The organism is Psychrobacter sp., from assembly GCF_049295055.1.
Classification (GTDB): domain Bacteria; phylum Pseudomonadota; class Gammaproteobacteria; order Pseudomonadales; family Moraxellaceae; genus Psychrobacter.
This window is the reverse complement of record NZ_JBAQQF010000082.1, coordinates 31209-47514: the sequence shown is the minus strand read 5'-3', so window position 1 is coordinate 47514 and position 16306 is coordinate 31209. Positions and strand designations below refer to the sequence as shown.

Sequence of the window (16306 nt, the reverse complement as noted above, 5' to 3'; positions counted from 1 at the left end):
CATTATAACTCTACTAATAAACCGAATAAATGGCGGTGAAGGAGGGATTCGAACCCTCGATACGCTTACACGTATGGTTCCTTAGCAGGGAACTGGTTTCAGCCACTCACCCACTTCACCGAACGATTTAAGACGCTTATCAAAATATTTTTATAAAAAATACTTCTTTAAACACAGTATCAATGCTAATGATACGTCTTATGCCGTGGGCGATATTATAGCAAAGCCCAAACGAATTGCAAGCATTGTCTGCTCTTTTAAGCATCCTTTTTGCATAATTTTAAATTTATAGGACTTTATGGATTTTTTAGCAGGGGATGGCTATAGTATTCGCTACTCATTATAGAATATATAAAAGGATTTGTTATGCGGCCAGTCGTGTTGTGTTTTTCGGGGTTAGATCCATCTGGCGGTGCTGGATTACAAGCGGATATTGAAGCCATCGGGCAAGCAGGCGCTCATGCTGCCATCGCCTGTACAGCGATTACCGTACAAAGCTCGCAGCAGGTCATTGGCTTTGAGGCATGTGCCGCAAGCTTAGTCAGAGATCAAGCTACCGTGGTGCTCAATGACTTGCCTGTCAGTGTCATCAAATCGGGCATGCTTGGTACGACTGATAATATCGCTATGCTAACTGGCTTATTTGCCGAGCAGATTATCACAGCGAGTACCCCTTTTATTTTAGACCCGGTATTGGTTGCCAATAGTGGTGGCAGCCTAGGCGATGAGCAAACTTTGGTCACTGCCTTTAGAAAACTTCTACCGTATGCCACTTTAATCACCCCAAACACCCATGAGCTACGCGCTTTAAGCGGTGAGCAAGATTTGCATACAGGTGCGCAAAAGTTATGTGCCCAAGGGTCTCATGCGGTATTGGTTAAAACCTCACATGATTTTGATAGCGGTGATATTGAGCAGTATCTATATGTAAAAGGTGACATGGTACATAAAAGCACCTTGCCGCGCTTAGATGGTGAGTTTCATGGCTCCGGCTGCTCATTAGCAAGCTTTATCGCTGGACGCTTAGCCATGGGAGATGCGCTTATCGATGCAGTTAAGGCTGCTGATAGCTGGATTACCAAAACCTTACGTGCCGCTGATGTTCCACACCCTGATAATGCAAAAGCCCAACTGATACCTAATCGCTTTGTCCGCTTTTAAACTGTTTATTTTTTCTATTAATAGGCACAGTCGATTTACATTTATTTTGAACGCATTATAAATAACAGACACAAAAAAGGCGCTCTAATTTAAGCTAGAGCGCCTTTTTATTATCGATTTTTATTTAAGCTCTTTTAAACTAATTATCCTAGATAGCTTAGCCCAACAACGGCATAAAGCTCGATGCCAAGCCACCGATGAAAATCTCAAGTAAATAAAAGGCAAAAAAGGCAATCATCGGCGATAAATCAATCATCCCTAAGTTTGGTGTAATACGGCGAAACGGCGCTAAAACTGGCTCAGCTAAGTTGATAATGATACCAATAATAGGATGCTCAGATCTGGTGAACACCACAATCCAACTAACAATAATAGAGCCAATCACCAAGTAGCGGCACATGCGTAAAAAGTCTAAAACCAAGCTAATAGTACCGGTAAAAAATAGCGGTACAGGTCCAATACCTTTATGTGTTAATGCGGCTTTTCCTGCAATATCAATCAGGCGAATCAAAAACATCAGCACAATAGCGGCAATACTGATACGACCTTGGCCGACGGTTGGAAAAATACGCCCAAAGACATCAACAATATGGGTCGCTTTATAAGCAGGCGCAATCATAGGATTGCTGGCGTCCATCCCTGCAAACTGTAGCATAAAACGAATAAAAACCAACATCATGGCGAAGGTGGTGACCAAATCAAAGATTTGAAATAACATGTTGTTCATGAAGTGCTACTCAATGTGACATTATTAATGGATTCTAGGATGACGAATGTCATTATCAGGCATTTATTATTAGCAATTAGAGGCAGCATTTTTATAAAATACTGCCTCTGACATAAGGATAACTATTTACTCATCTCTTCGCTTAGTGATTGGCTGCGATCGTAGCAAGCTTGCATGGCCTCAACAATTTGACGACTAATATCATTGGCTTGCATCGATTCAATCGCTGCTTGGGTAGTGCCGTTTGGTGAAGTCACTTTACGGCGTAGCTCAGCGGGCGCGTCCTCACTCTCCATCGCCATTTTTGCTGCGCCTAGCATAGTTTGCATCGCGAGCGCCGACGCTTGTTCTTTGTCTAACCCTAAGGCGACTGCGCCATCAACCATCGCTTCGATAAAGTAAAACATGTAGGCTGGCGCTGAACCTGATACAGCAGTAACTGCATGCATGTGCGCTTCGTTTTCGACCCACATCACTAGCCCTGATGCTTCCATGACAGCAGTGGCTAATTGCTTTTGCTCAGCAGAGATATTATCAGTACCATAAAGACCTGTGGCACCCATCTGAATCATCGCAGGTGTATTTGGCATCGCGCGCACGATATTGCCATAGCCGCTTAGCATGCCCGATAAAATCTCGGTCGATAAACCTGCCGCTACCGAGATCACCAATTGTTTGTCCAAAGCATCAGCAAAACCACTGACCACTGCTTTCATTACTTGCGGCTTTACTGCGAGCACCACAATGTCAGCATCGATAACAGCAGCTTTGGCATCCGTCGTTGGATCAACGGTATTTAAGCCTTTAGCAGCAAGTTGCTCACGCGCTTCACTACTAGGGTCGGCGACCGTAATCAGACTGGGCTTGACACCGCAGCTTACAAGCCCGCTAATCAAAGCCTGTGCCATATTTCCGCCACCAATAAAGCTGATTTTCTTATTATCTAATACTGACATACTTATCTCCTACTGAAAAAATTCAAAGGTATTCAAACTAACATAATGATAGGTAAAATGACACTCAGTTTACCATACTGCTACTAGTACCGTTTAATAAATTCATGACGGCAACAATGCTCTTAACCTCACTATAAGCATTTTCAGCAAGGTCGTTAAAGCAGTATAAATACCTTATTTTTTAGAGGGTTTGATTAAAGATCAGCTTACTTTTAATCATTTTGGCAAGCTGTTCAGTGTCGCTATGAATACTCGAATGATCAGCGCTTAATAGCCAGCTATCAAAGGGTGACAGTAGTAATAAAGGCAATTCTATAGGTAGCCCATTCTCTGCACTTATCGATATAAGAGTCACTACCACCAAACTCTCGCGTAACCATAGTGAAATACCTGAGGTTTGATAGAGCTTTTTACCAAATTGCGGACGCGACGCCAGTGCAGTTTGCAAGCGTTGTTTACGTCCTAATGGTGATATTTTTATTAGTCCTGTATCAAGCGCTATCTCACCTTTATCATTGTTTAATAGTTGCGCCAAAGCACTTGGCATCATCTGCAACTGCCACGTAAAGTCTTTGCTGCTACGTACCATGATGGATACAGGCTTATTATCAGGCAGATTAGTACCAGTTATATCAGTGCCAGTTAGATTAGTGCCAGTTAGATTAGTGTCAAACAAAGCAGTATTAGACAACGTCTGCGTTTGTTCGATAAGTGGAATTTTAAGCCATGTCAGCCAGTCATTACTAAGCCTATAAAGCTGCTGACGATAGCGTCGAATGGTATATGACTGTTTACGACCTTGCCAAAAAAGTGCCGTTTGGTGATCATGATCATGACGTTTGCTCAAGCTTAATACATCATCGACAAGCTGCTTAGCAGGCGGTAATGGCTCATCTTGACCCAACCAATAGTGCAATAATTGTCGCTGACGATAAAGTGGTAACTTCTGTAGCTCATCAATGTTTAGCACGCGCTGGGCAGATGATAGTTGTAACGAGGTATTTTTTAGCGACGTAATAGCCGTCTGCTGCATATCTCGTGCGGCTTGCGCGCTGACAGTTAATTGTGCATCGCTTAATAATTGTGCACTACGAGCAATATTATCAATAACGTTGGGATTATATTTAGCCAATACTGGCATGATGTCACGGCGCAGTCCACTACGAACATTATCGCCACCATCATTGGTCGGGTCATCGATATAGGGTATTTTTAAACGCTTAGCATAAGCGCTAATACTGGTACGCTGTATCGTGAGCCAAGGTCGCCATAATATAATACGATGCGCGCCTTGCGTCTGTACGCGCCACGGCTGCATACCAGATAAACCATTCACCCCAGCGCCTTGAATCAACCTCATTAACACCGTTTCTGCTTGGTCATCAGCATGGTGAGCTAACAATAAAACATCGTCTTGATTGAGTTGCGCACGCATCACGTCATAGCGAGCTTGCCGTGCAGCTTGCTCATCATGTCCATTTACTTGGGCATGTAAAACAGTGCACGGTATCTTTTGGGCGTCTGCCCAGTTAGCAACATGCGTCGCCCAAATGCCGCTATCTGTTTGTAAGCCATGATTCACATGCAACAGTTGCGGTAGAAACGGCAGCTTACCTTGCTGGTGTAATTGCACACACAGCGCTGCCAGCGCTAATGAATCGCGCCCACCACTACATGCCAGCCAAAGTCGGCGACCGTGTAGCTGTTCGCCATACTCAGCCATACTGCTCAATAACGCTGCTGCTAAATGATCATCAATCGGCAGTTCGGCTATTGGCTCAATAGGATATGGAAGTATTGCGCTACTGTTCATAAGTATTCTTGTCTATTTAGTTGATATATAATTTTATTAAAATATAAATTGATTGGCACAAAAAAACGCGCCATAAAATGACACGTTTTTATTTTAGCACTATTCTAAAATATCTAATATTAAGCTCAGTATTAAATCAGCTTAATACTAAGTCCTTAAATTAAGCCCTTAAATTAAATCATTAGCAGGGCAGCATCACTTCTGAGTTAAAGGATTTTAGCTTCTCATAGCGCAGCTCACAACGATCGTGCGCATCTAAATCCTTAAGCTCATCCAATTGCTCAACAAGTAATGCTTTTAACGCATTCATCACCGGCTGTGGCTGCACATGTGCGCCTTCACCCTCATCGATGATCGCATCAATCAAACCCATTCCATATAGATTAATGGCATTCAATTTTAGCGCTTCACTGGCATCTTGAGCTTTTTCAGCCGTCTTCCAAAGAATAGAGGCACAGCCTTCAGGAGAGATGACCGAATAAATGCTGTTTTGTAGCATATTCACTTTATCACCAACGCCAATCGCTAATGCACCACCTGAGCCACCTTCGCCAATAATGGTGACGATAATAGGTACTTTAAGGCTTGAGAATACAGCAATGCTTTCAGCGATAGCTTGGGCTTGTCCACGCTCTTCGGCACCAATACCAGGATAGGCACCTTGGGTATCGACAAAGGTCATGACCGGAATATTAAAGCGCTCAGCCATTTTGACCAAACGAATAACCTTGCGATAGCCTTCAGGATTGGCCATACCAAAGTTATGCGCGATACGCTCGCGCGTACTGCGACCACGGTGTTGACCAACAACCATCACTGGCATACCGTTTAGGCGCGCAAGTCCACCAAGGATTGCCTTGTCATCAGCATAAGCACGGTCGCCATGCAACTCATCAAATTCGGTAAACAGCTGATTCACATAGTCCATAAACAATGGACGTTTGGCATGCCGTGCAAGCTGAACGCTATCCCAGACGGTACTCATAGACGCTTCCCTTTCATAATTATACTTAATAGAGTTATGGTTAATACAGTTAAGTTTAATAATGGCATTCTTATTAATTTTAGGATAATAAAAGTACAGTTGTAAACTCAATAAAACTATAATAGCACATCTTATATGCCATAACATTACCGACAACGCCGCTTTTGTTACGTTAGTTTTAAGCAAATAACGATTAAATTGCTTATATTTTTTAGCTTATATTGTCTTCAGCCTATGTAATTTTTAGCCTACAAAGCTTTAAACTTCAATGACGCTCAGCTTAATGCCCCATTTAGCAAACTGTTCAATTTCGGTATACAAGTCTGATAATAAGAAGGCATAGTGCTCACTGCTATCACCAACCGTAATTTGCCAGCGGTTCACATCGACCACTTTTAGCGTTAACGCTGGTAATTCATAATCACTGCGGCTGTGATGCGCTAGTACTGCCAGACGTAGCAGCAAACATAGATAAACGAGCTGATCGCCACCGATAGTACAAGTCTGCTCCAACATATCAGCCTTTAGCTTACGGCGATGGTTCAGCATTAACTGCGCCATACGCTTTTGATCCACTTGTGAAAATCCTGGAATGTCAGAATATTCCATCAAATAAGCACTGTGTTTATGATAGCTACTATGGGCAATCGCTAGCCCTATTTCGTGTAAAAATGCTGCCCGCCTGAGTAAATCTCCATCTTCAGTAGTGAGCCCAAGTTTTTCTTGAACTTGCTCAAAGAGGCTACGACTGGTTTTGACCACTTGCTTGGCTTGCTTTTTATCACCTGAATAACGCTTAATCAGTGCTAACACACTACGGTCACGTACATCTTCGCTAGCAAAGCGTCCGAGCATGTCATACATGACACCTTCGCGTAGCGCGCCATCTGAGTAAGTAATGGTCTCAACGCCGAGCACCTTCATAACCGCCCGCAGTACCGCAACGCCTGCTGGGAAGACCGCTTTGCGATGTTCTTTAACCCCTTCTAAATCGATGTCATTTACGTTGCCAATTTTAAGCAGTAATTTTTCTAACTTTTTGACCCCTTTATAAGTGATGCGTTCTTGATCATCGGCCCAGCCTTTAGAGACAAGGACATTACGCACCGCTTTAATCGTCCCACTTGAGCCAATAACACTGCTCCAGCCCACTTTTTGGTAGCGACCATTAATTGCCAGCACTTCTTTACGCGCGCCTGAGATTGCATTATGAAAGGCTTCTTTGGTAATCAGCCCGTCAGAAAAATACTTCTGGGTAAAAGCGACACAGCCCATCTGCAGGCTCTCGGTCAATAGCGGATCAAACTCTTGACCAATGATAAACTCTGTCGAACCACCACCGATATCAATGACCAAGCGTTTGTCACTACTAGCATTGGTATGCGAGACCCCCAAGTAAATTAAACGCGCCTCTTCTCGTCCTGCGATAATTTCAATAGGCTTGGGTAAAATCTTATTCGCACGGGCAATAAAGTCGTTAGCATTTTTGGCTTGGCGTAAGGCGTTGGTTGCCACGATTCGAATGCGCTCAGGAGGCACTGAATCTAAGCGAGCCACAAAGCGACTTAAGCACTCAAGACCGCGCTTTTCAGCAGCTGCACCTAAAATATTATGCTCATCCAATCCTGCGGCTAATTGCACCTTTTCAGACATAGAAACCACTTTTCGTACCTCACCATGATCTAAGCGAGCAATGGCTAGATGAAAACTGTTGGAACCAATATCAATGGCTGCCATCATTTCATCTTCGGCAAGTGGTGGATTTTTCAGGTAATCATTGGGCATAATAGAGGTCGTTACCGTGTCAGATAAAAGAGATAAGATATTTAAAAGAATTATGGTTTTTAAATTAGAGACTATATTTAGTCAAAAATAATAGCGATTACGCATAAAAGCTCATAAAAGTATGGAAAACCATCGCAAGTTTTGCCATTAAAGCATTTATGCCAAACGCTGGCAAGTAAGCGGCTACCATAGCTAAACACAGGGTAAAAATTGATTAAACCGTTATCAAATAAAAAAGCCTCAGTCCACTTCTAGTGCTTGTTTTACCAGCGGCTGTTTGCTACATTAAAAATCAGATATATTGTAATAAATAACAAGCACTTACTCATAACGATAATACTGTATGCAATAAAAAAATAAACATTTTGCCTTAAAGACTCATCACGGACTGATGAGAGATAACCAGCAAGGAAGCTAAAACCATGAACCAGACAATCAATCAGAACATCAATCAGACCTCCACCCAGACATCCCCAGCCAAGACTGCAACCTCTCAAACTAAAAGCGCTGAGAAAGTCAGTAATAGCATGCTTGTAAAAGTAGACAGCCCAGCAAAACAAAAGTTTTATGATTTCTATTTAGAGGAACATCAAAATATGGCGTGCCGTCGGCTGCATTTTGCAGGCAGTAGCTTTGGGCTAATAGGTTTGGCGAAATCCGTTAAGAATCGCTCAGCAAAGCCGCTACTTAAAGGCATTGCCGCAGGATATGCCTGTGCATGGGTCGGACATTTTTTCTTTGAAAAAAACAAACCGGCTTCTTTTAAATTCCCATTAAAAAGTTTTGCCAGCGATTTTCGTATGTATGGCGATGTGCTACGCGGTAATTTAAGTTTAAAAGATCGAAAACTTGATAAAGTACGCGCAAACTAAATCTGTTATTTATTATCAATAAAAAAACCAGCATGATTTCCCATACTGGTTTTTTAAGCGCCTAAGTTTTAATTAAGTCTTAAATAAACGCGTTACGCCTTTGCCATCTCTGCAAATATCTCATCAGCTGCTTTAATAGAGGTATCCAAATCTTCATTGCTATGCTTAATAGACATAAAACCCGCCTCATAAGCCGATGGCGCGAGGTAAATACCGCGATCGAGCATGCCATGAAAGAAAGTATTAAAGCTATCCATATTACATTCGGTCACATCATCAAAGTCACGCGGCGTTGCCGTTTCAGCATCTTTAACAAAAAACATGCCAAACATACCACCAAGCTTATTGGTGCGCAGATTAATACCATGTTTATCAGCAGCTGCTTGAATGCCATCAATGAGATAATCAACTTTAGCAGCTAGGTCATCATAGAAACCATCGACGGTTAAGTCTTCAAACATCGCAATACCCGCACGCATTGCCAGTGGATTACCTGATAAGGTGCCTGCTTGATAAACACCGCCTAAAGGCGCGATGCAAGACATAATCTCTTTTTTGCCACCGAATGCGCCAACCGGTAAACCGGCACCGATGATTTTACCAAAACAGGTTACATCAGGCTCAATACCAAAGTGCGCTTGCGCGCCGCCAAGTCCGACGCGAAAGCCCGTCATCACTTCATCAAATACCAACACTGCGCCGTGTTCAGTACATTGGGCACGCAAGGTATCATGGAACGCTTGATCTGGGATAATCATATTCATGTTACCGGCGATAGGCTCAACGATAACACAGGCAATGGTCTCGCCCCATTTCTCAAAGCAGTCTTTAATCGCTTGTGGGTCATTATAAGGTAAAGTAATGGTATGTTTAGCAAAATCTGCAGGCACGCCTTTTGATGTTGGCTCACCAATATCAAGCATGCCTGAACCTGCTTTTACCAGCAAGCTATCCGAATGGCCATGATAGCAGCCTTCGAATTTGACAATATTATCACGCCCTGTGAACCCGCGCGCCAGACGAATCGCGCTCATGGTCGCTTCAGTACCTGAGCTGGTCATACGAATCATCTCAACACTCGGGACGATGTCGCAAATCTTGTCGGCAACGGTAGTCTCAAATGGCGTTGGTGTTCCAAAACTTAAACCATCATCAGCGGCTTTTTTGACCGCATCAATCACCTTTGGATGGGCATGACCCAAAATCATTGGCCCCCAAGAGCCAACGTAATCAATATAAGCATTGTCTTCAGTATCATAAATCTTGCTGCCATTCGCACGGTGCATAAAGACTGGTGTACCACCGACGCCAGCAAAGGCACGGACTGGCGAGTTGACACCACCCGGAATATGTTTGCGTGCTTGGGCAAAGAGTTGTTCGTTTTTAGTGCTCATCATTATTCTCTATTATTTTATTAGACATTAGATTGTTACAAAAAATAAGCGTCAATAATCGATGTACATTATTCTATTACAAGCGAGTACATGAGGGCTTTATTGAGAGAGCTACTCACGGTAATAAGTGCTCTTACGCCTTTTTAACGACCGATGACTTCAACTTCATGGGGCCAAAGCCATCAAGTTTACAGTCAATATCATGACCATCAGAGGCATCAGGTAGTAGGCGGATACTTTTTGCCTTAGTCCCTACTTTTATAACGATTGATGAGCCTTTCACTTTTAGATCTTTAATCACGGTAACGGCATCACCGTCTTGTAACTCATTACCAACTGCGTCACGAATGACAGCATCTTGCTCATCGGCTTGAGCGGCATCCGTTTCATCTGCCGACCATTCATGAGCACACATCGGACACATCAATAAAGCACCATCTTCATACGTATAGTTTTCATCGCATTTTGGGCAATTAGGTAAGCTCATAATATTCTCATTAAGTGTCAAAATCGGCGCCATTGAACCGCCATTATTATAAAGTAAAGCCTGCCATATTGTACCGTAACTCGCCCTCTTTCACCAATTTCATCATATCCGCTATCACCGTCGGGTTTTTTATGTTGACGCGTTTTGTGATACTCTTCTTAGTAGCATTTTTGATACTCTTTTTGAAAATTTTTAACACTTTTTTTTGAGCGAATGCCCATACATGATTTGGCATCACTTATTGCAAAAAACCATCTAAAGAAACATTCAAAATAACGGTAATTCAGCAAAAATATTGACTCGAAATAAGAACGTCATACCATAAGGATAATAATCATGACCGTAACAACTACCTCATCTACCATGCCACAGTTTCAACAGCTAACCATTCAAGGCGACGATGCCGAAAAATTCTTGCAAGGTCAATTAACCTGCGATGTGATTAAACTTGGTCTCAGTTATCAAGCCGCTGCTATCGGCAACTTAAAAGGTCGGATTGAATTTGGAATTTGGATAAAGAAACAAGCCGAAAAGCAATATGATGTAGTCATTAGTGCAGATTGTGCAGATTCATTCAAAACACATTTAAAGAAGTATGGTGCCTTTTCAAAATTTGAGACCAGCACCCCCATTGCTATTTATCCATGCGTTTTGGACGAGATGCCGACCTTTAGCCACACTGATGAAAAATGTGATACGTGGAAATGGATGGCGCGTAGTCTGGCTATTGGTAACTATTGGATCGTCGCAGCCACCCAAGGCGAATTTCAGCCGCAAGAGCTGCGTCTGCATCAGCGCGGCGGTATGGACTATGATAAGGGCTGTTATCTAGGTCAAGAAGTCATCGCCCGTATCTATTTTAAATCAGCCCCCAAAGCTTTTTTGCATTATGTCCAAGGGGCTGGCAACGTGCCAGCAGCTGGCGAAAAACTGGGTAAAATCCAAGTGGTTAATGCCATGGCAAATGCCCAAGATAGCTTACATAGCTCACATAATAAAGGCTTTGATGCATTGGTCATTGCGCGCCCAGAACATCTTGCTGATAGTGATTTAACCATACTAGAATTACCGCCAACGTTACAAGCTGATGTTGCCCGTCCCAAATAGCAAACGCTTAATGATATAAACATAGCAGGGATTTTTATGACCCATATTGCGGTACTCGGTGCAGGCGTGGTGGGCGTGACCACCGCATGGTATCTTCGGCAAGCAGGCTATGATGTGACCGTGATTGAGCGCGAGTCAGCCGCAGGATTGCAGACTTCATTTGCCAATGGTGGTCAAATATCAGTATCGCATGCGACGCCTTGGGCAAACCCTGCGACCCCAATGAAAGCCCTCAAATGGCTGTTTCGCGAGGACGCGCCCCTGCTTTATCGTCTGCGTGCGGATAAAGCACAGCTCAAATGGGCCATGCAGTTCTTACAAGAGTGCCATGCGGATAGAGCGGATGCCAACCTAGTACAAATGGTGCGTCTTGGATTATATTCGCGGGCAACCTTGCAACGGCTACGCGCTGATACTGGTATTAATTACGAGCAGCAAACGCGCGGTATCATGCATTTTTATACTAGCCAAGCTGAGTTTGATGCCGCCCTCGCCCCAACTGAACGCATGCAGGAGCTTGGCTGTGAGCGTCATATTATTGATATTAATACGGCTGCTAGCTTAGAGCCAGCACTTTACCCTGTCGCCCACAAACTTAAGGGGGCAACGTATACCAGTCGTGATGAGTCGGGCAATGCGCATTTATTTACCCAACGTCTAGCTGAACGTTGCTTAGAAGCTGGAGTTCAGTTCTTATATAATACTGAAATTTTGGCAATAAATGCCGACGCCCATTCTACCAATCCGCACGTGCATAGTATTACCATTCGACCCAAAGGCGAAAACGCGAAAACCTTTACTGCTGACAGCCATGTGCTGGCATTAGGTAGTTATAGCGTATCTTTGGTTAAGCCACTTGATATTCACTTGCCTATTTTCCCCGCAAAAGGCTATTCTGCGACCTATAAAATTAATCCACGTGCGCCGCATTTAGCGCCGTTTATCAGTCTGATTGATGATGAATTTAAGCTAGTCATCTCGCGTCTTGGTGATAATTTGCGAGTGGCAGGAACCGCAGAATTTAACGGCTATAATTTGGATTTAAATAGCACGCGCTGCGAAGCTATTACTCGCCGCGTGCAGCAATTATTTCCCAAAGGTATCATCGCCAATTCAGTGCAGTACTGGGCAGGGTTACGTCCGATGACGCCATCAAATGTACCATTAATTGGGCGCGCGCATCTCGGTCAAGTCCGCCACGGAAGCCGCAACGATGGTGCGACTTTTGATAACTTATGGCTCAATACTGGTCATGGTACGCTTGGATGGACGCATGCTTGTGGTTCGGCTAAAGCGATTAGTTTATTAATACAAGGTGAGAAACCAGCGGTCGATTTTGATTTTATCGGTATCTAAATTTAGTCTAAAACAGATAATAGGCATAAAAAAAGACGCTCACTATTACAGGTGATCGTCTTTTTTATCGATATCAAAATTTATGGTTTATGGCAGTGTTATGCAGCACTACTGGATTCAGCGTCAGAATCACTAGTATCTAAATTGCTTGTGTCTAAATCGCTAGTGTCTAAACCAATGTCTCCTAGATCAATCGCTTCTAATTGCACAGGGACGCCATTCACAGCCGCATTACCACTCAACTGATCAATTAACGTATCGTCGGTTAAGTCATTCACACTGACACCGGCATGCGCTTGGGCAATTTTCTGTTTAACCCCTTTACGACCATGTCCAAAACCATGTGGAATACTCACGACACTAGGCATAAGCTCATCGGTAACTTCTGCTGCGATAATCACGCTACCGACGCGCGAGGTGACTTTGACATTTTGACCATCTTTAATCCCGTACTGCTCAGCCGTCTTAGGATGCAGCATCAACGTACAGCGCGGCTTACCTTTGACTAAGCGATAACTATTGTGCAGCCACGAGTTATTACTGCGGACATGACGACGACCTATCAATAAAATCTGACTGTCATCATAGTCTTGCATCATCGCTTGTACACGAGCCAAATCCGCTTGATAAAAATCGACGTTAAGGTGAATCTGTTTATCCTTATGCTTTAGAGCTTGTGGCAACATGGTTTTGAGCGGTCCTAAATCAAGACCGTGAGGATTTTTCTTTAATTTTTTAAGCGTCATACCAGCATAAGGTCCACGCCTTAATCCTTGATCGAGCAAGAATTTCGGCCCTAAATTTTTCGTTAATAAGCGTTCCACTTTAGTTGCTAGAGACGCTTTTTTATCCAAGCGCTTTGCCAGCTCTAGATAAATTTGCCAATCGTGTTTGGCATTTTTATTTTTACGAAATAAAGCTTTGGAATATTTAGCGACGTTATGTACCGCAAAGTTATTAAAGGTCACATCATAATGGTCGCGCTCTAGCGGTGATACGGGTGGCAAGATTATATGAGCATGACGACTGGTTTCGTTAACGAAGTAATCAATGGCGACCATAAAATCTAACTGTTCAAAGGCTTTATCTAATTTTTCACCGTTAGGCGTACTCAAGACTGGATTTCCCGCTACGGTCATAAAGCCTTTTAATTGCCCCTCACCTGTGACCAACATCTCGTCAGCCATGGCAACCACGGGATAATCGCCATTAAAATCAGGAAGATTGCTCACTCGGCTATGGCGTTTACCTAAATAGCCTGGGCCAGAATTGTTCACAACATCAACCGCCGCATTAGGAAACATTAAACCGCCAACCTCATCTAAGCGGCCTGTAACAATATTAATCACCATAATTAGATACTGGCATAATAAGCCAAACTCTTGTACCGATACGCCCATGCGACCGTAACAGACCGAACTTTGTGCTTCACAGAACTCTTTTACTAAGCGCTTGATTTCAATTGCCGTCATACCTGTAATACTGGCAACTGCCTCTGCGCTATAATCTTTAGCAAAATCCGCCAGTCGTTCAATTTCTGGCGCGATAGCTACAGCTCTATTATTCATTTTTGCTTTTTTGGCATAGCCTTGCGCATAGATCTCATTGAGCATCGCTAATAGTAACAACACATCGGTCGCTGGACGAATAAAGTGATGTTCACTAGCGATGTCTGCTGTTTCTGTACGTCTTGGGTCAATCACTACTACCTTACCATTGCGTGCTTTGATGTCTTTTAGCTTTTGGCGCATATTCGGTGCAGTCATAATGCTGCCGTTAGACGCCAGCGGATTGCCACCGATGATAAGCATATATTGGGTTCGGTTGACATCAGGCACAGGGATACGCAGCATATGCCCAAATAAATGCATGCTAACGATATGATGCGGCAATTGATCGACCGAGGTCGCAGAGAAGCGACTGCGCGTTTTTAGGCTGCCTAATAAATGTTTAATGGTCAGCATGCCACCCAAATTATGCACGTTCGGATTACCAAGATAAATACCGAGAGCATTTTGGCCGTATTGCTTTTGCACCGATTGGATACCGACAGCGACTTTATCAAGCGCCTCAGGCCAGCTTATTTCTTGCCAGCCATTGGTAGTTCTTTCAACAGGGTGGCGCAGGCGATCAGGGTCTTCGTGCAAATCTTGCAAGGCAGTTGCTTTTGGACAAATATAGCCCTTAGAAAAAGGATCGTCTTTATCCCCTTTAATCGATAATACTCTTTCGCCATCGTGCTGAATGACAATACCGCACATCGCCTCGCATAGATTGCAGGTTCTAAAATGTGTTTGTTCACTTCTCTTGGTTTGTTCACTGCTCATAGTCGCGCTCCCTGTTACGTTTTATTGTCGTTGCCACTATATAAATTCCGTTTTATGACTCTAGTGGCTTTCATGCATTTATTAGCTCTAGTAATTAACTCTCTATATCTTGCAAATCCTTCGTAAAAAAACCACCAAAAAGCCCATCAAAATTTTTGCTCAACAGAGAAATCGCTTGCGCTCTTGAATAGCGATTTTGATGACAACCTAGTATCAGCTCATGCACTTGTGCGCTAGCAATATCGACACAGAGATTGATATCAGATAATTCAAAAGAGCACCCAGATGCCTCTAAGCCTTCGATAAATATCTTTGTCCATTCATTTTGTATTTCTGTGATGAGACTTCCTAGGCCTTTGTTGTCTATCTTATTGTCTATCTCTGAATAAAAGCGAAGTCTATCTTCAATTAGTCGTTGAAATAACGCAATATTCTGAAACGCTGCATCGAAAATCATCGTTAAGCAGTACTGGCAACGCTGATTGAATTGTTCTTTATTCAATGAGTTGTAATCTTTAAGCATGGTCACCCAAGCCAAGCGCATAGGAGATAAATAATCTTCTTTAAGCTGCGTGCTCAATTCATTTTGTAGCGCATCTAAGCTCTCAAAATGATTATAAAAGCTCGGCTGTGCAATGCCAGCACTTTTGGCAACTTTATTCATACTCATGCCACACTGGCCCTCTGCGCTATAAAGCTGCAGGGCACTTCTTAGTAATGCACGACGTGTTTTGGCTTTTGCTAACTCGCGCGTTGACTCTATTGGTGTTTTTGAAAATGTATTTACGGTGACGATTGAATTCAATGGTGGACTGCCCTAGTTTGATAAAGCATTGGATTTACTGGATTTACTATAAAAAGAATATGGGTATATCGGAACAATTTTTTCGTAGTCTTTGTTTATATCGACATATTATATCGATACAGCAAGCAAGTTTTTTCCGACAGTATGTGGCTATTGATATATTTAATATATCGATCAACGCATAAATTAACGTATCGATTTCATCTTATATTGACTATATCATTTTAACTATAAGGCTATAGTCATTTATACATTAAGTCTACTATTAAATTTCTAATAACACTTCCTTTATATATAAGTTCTACTACTTATGCTAAAAACAATACTAAAAAAGCAAAAACCATATTTATTACGATTTTTGCTTTTAGTTATTTGTTCATCTACGATATCTGACGCACCTGCTATTACTCTAGCTCTGAATGAAATCTGTTTGTAATGGTTACGTTTAACGCTGATAAAACGCCCTAACTGCTACACAAGTCTACTACCCATAACATAGTCATGGCTTTAATCATAATTGAGTAACAGTAC

13 protein-coding genes and 1 tRNA gene are annotated in these 16306 nt (G+C 42.8%); 4 read left to right on the top strand and 10 right to left on the bottom strand.

What is annotated here, in order from left to right:
* Positions 1–30: 30 nt before the first annotated feature.
* Positions 31–120, bottom strand: a tRNA-Ser gene (locus WAZ74_RS12455).
* 246 nt (positions 121–366) lie between these two features.
* Here WAZ74_RS12455 and WAZ74_RS12450 point away from each other — a divergent pair.
* On the top strand, positions 367–1161 hold the full coding sequence (locus WAZ74_RS12450) for a hydroxymethylpyrimidine/phosphomethylpyrimidine kinase (RefSeq protein ID WP_422308618.1): 795 nt from the start codon (positions 367–369) through the stop codon (positions 1159–1161).
* Between the two features lie 157 nt (positions 1162–1318).
* On the opposite strand, the gene WAZ74_RS12445 is transcribed toward WAZ74_RS12450, so the two are convergent.
* The 5 genes from WAZ74_RS12445 to ppx all read right to left on the bottom strand — a co-directional run bounded on the left by WAZ74_RS12445 (position 1319) and on the right by ppx (position 7427).
* On the bottom strand, positions 1319–1888 hold the full coding sequence (locus WAZ74_RS12445) for a YggT family protein (RefSeq protein ID WP_422308617.1): 570 nt from the start codon (positions 1886–1888) through the stop codon (positions 1319–1321).
* Positions 1889–2010: 122 nt separating this feature from the next.
* Positions 2011–2844 (bottom strand): pyrroline-5-carboxylate reductase, encoded by an 834-nt coding sequence (gene proC, locus WAZ74_RS12440; protein WP_422308616.1) that lies wholly within the window; start codon positions 2842–2844, stop codon positions 2011–2013.
* A gap of 181 nt (positions 2845–3025) precedes the next feature.
* Entirely contained in the window at positions 3026–4657 is a 1632-nt protein-coding gene (tilS, locus tag WAZ74_RS12435) for a tRNA lysidine(34) synthetase TilS (protein WP_422308615.1), read from the bottom strand.
* Between the two features lie 181 nt (positions 4658–4838).
* Entirely contained in the window at positions 4839–5642 is an 804-nt protein-coding gene (locus tag WAZ74_RS12430) for an acetyl-CoA carboxylase carboxyltransferase subunit alpha (RefSeq protein WP_422308614.1), read from the bottom strand.
* A 258-nt stretch (positions 5643–5900) separates the two neighbouring features.
* Positions 5901–7427 (bottom strand): exopolyphosphatase, encoded by a 1527-nt coding sequence (gene ppx, locus WAZ74_RS12425; protein ID WP_422308613.1) that lies wholly within the window; start codon positions 7425–7427, stop codon positions 5901–5903.
* Positions 7428–7954: 527 nt separating this feature from the next.
* On the opposite strand from ppx, the gene WAZ74_RS12420 reads away from it, so the two are divergent.
* Positions 7955–8299 (top strand): Mpo1-like protein, encoded by a 345-nt coding sequence (locus tag WAZ74_RS12420; protein ID WP_422308622.1) that lies wholly within the window; start codon positions 7955–7957, stop codon positions 8297–8299.
* A gap of 92 nt (positions 8300–8391) precedes the next feature.
* On the opposite strand, the gene hemL is transcribed toward WAZ74_RS12420, so the two are convergent.
* Together hemL and WAZ74_RS12410 are read right to left on the bottom strand one after the other, a co-directional pair.
* Positions 8392–9693, bottom strand: coding sequence for a glutamate-1-semialdehyde 2,1-aminomutase (gene hemL, locus WAZ74_RS12415; RefSeq protein ID WP_422308612.1), 1302 nt, complete (start codon positions 9691–9693; stop codon positions 8392–8394).
* A 133-nt stretch (positions 9694–9826) separates the two neighbouring features.
* Positions 9827–10180 (bottom strand): zinc ribbon domain-containing protein YjdM, encoded by a 354-nt coding sequence (locus WAZ74_RS12410; protein ID WP_422308611.1) that lies wholly within the window; start codon positions 10178–10180, stop codon positions 9827–9829.
* Positions 10181–10516: 336 nt separating this feature from the next.
* Between WAZ74_RS12410 and WAZ74_RS12405 the strand changes: the two genes are divergently transcribed.
* Positions 10517–11287 (top strand): folate-binding Fe/S cluster repair protein, encoded by a 771-nt coding sequence (locus WAZ74_RS12405; protein ID WP_422308610.1) that lies wholly within the window; start codon positions 10517–10519, stop codon positions 11285–11287.
* A gap of 36 nt (positions 11288–11323) precedes the next feature.
* Positions 11324–12643, top strand: a complete 1320-nt coding sequence (locus WAZ74_RS12400; RefSeq protein WP_422308609.1) for a D-amino acid dehydrogenase — start codon at positions 11324–11326, stop codon at positions 12641–12643.
* Positions 12644–12741: 98 nt separating this feature from the next.
* On the opposite strand, the gene WAZ74_RS12395 is transcribed toward WAZ74_RS12400, so the two are convergent.
* Together WAZ74_RS12395 and WAZ74_RS12390 are read right to left on the bottom strand one after the other, a co-directional pair.
* A complete protein-coding gene (locus WAZ74_RS12395) occupies positions 12742–14970 on the bottom strand; it encodes a molybdopterin oxidoreductase family protein (RefSeq protein ID WP_422308608.1) in 2229 nt (742 codons plus the stop codon).
* Positions 14971–15064: 94 nt separating this feature from the next.
* The gene (locus WAZ74_RS12390; protein WP_422308607.1) at positions 15065–15775 is read right to left on the bottom strand and encodes a TetR/AcrR family transcriptional regulator; all 711 of its coding nucleotides are present in this window, start codon (positions 15773–15775) and stop codon (positions 15065–15067) included.
* Between the last annotated feature and the right edge of the window lie 531 nt (positions 15776–16306).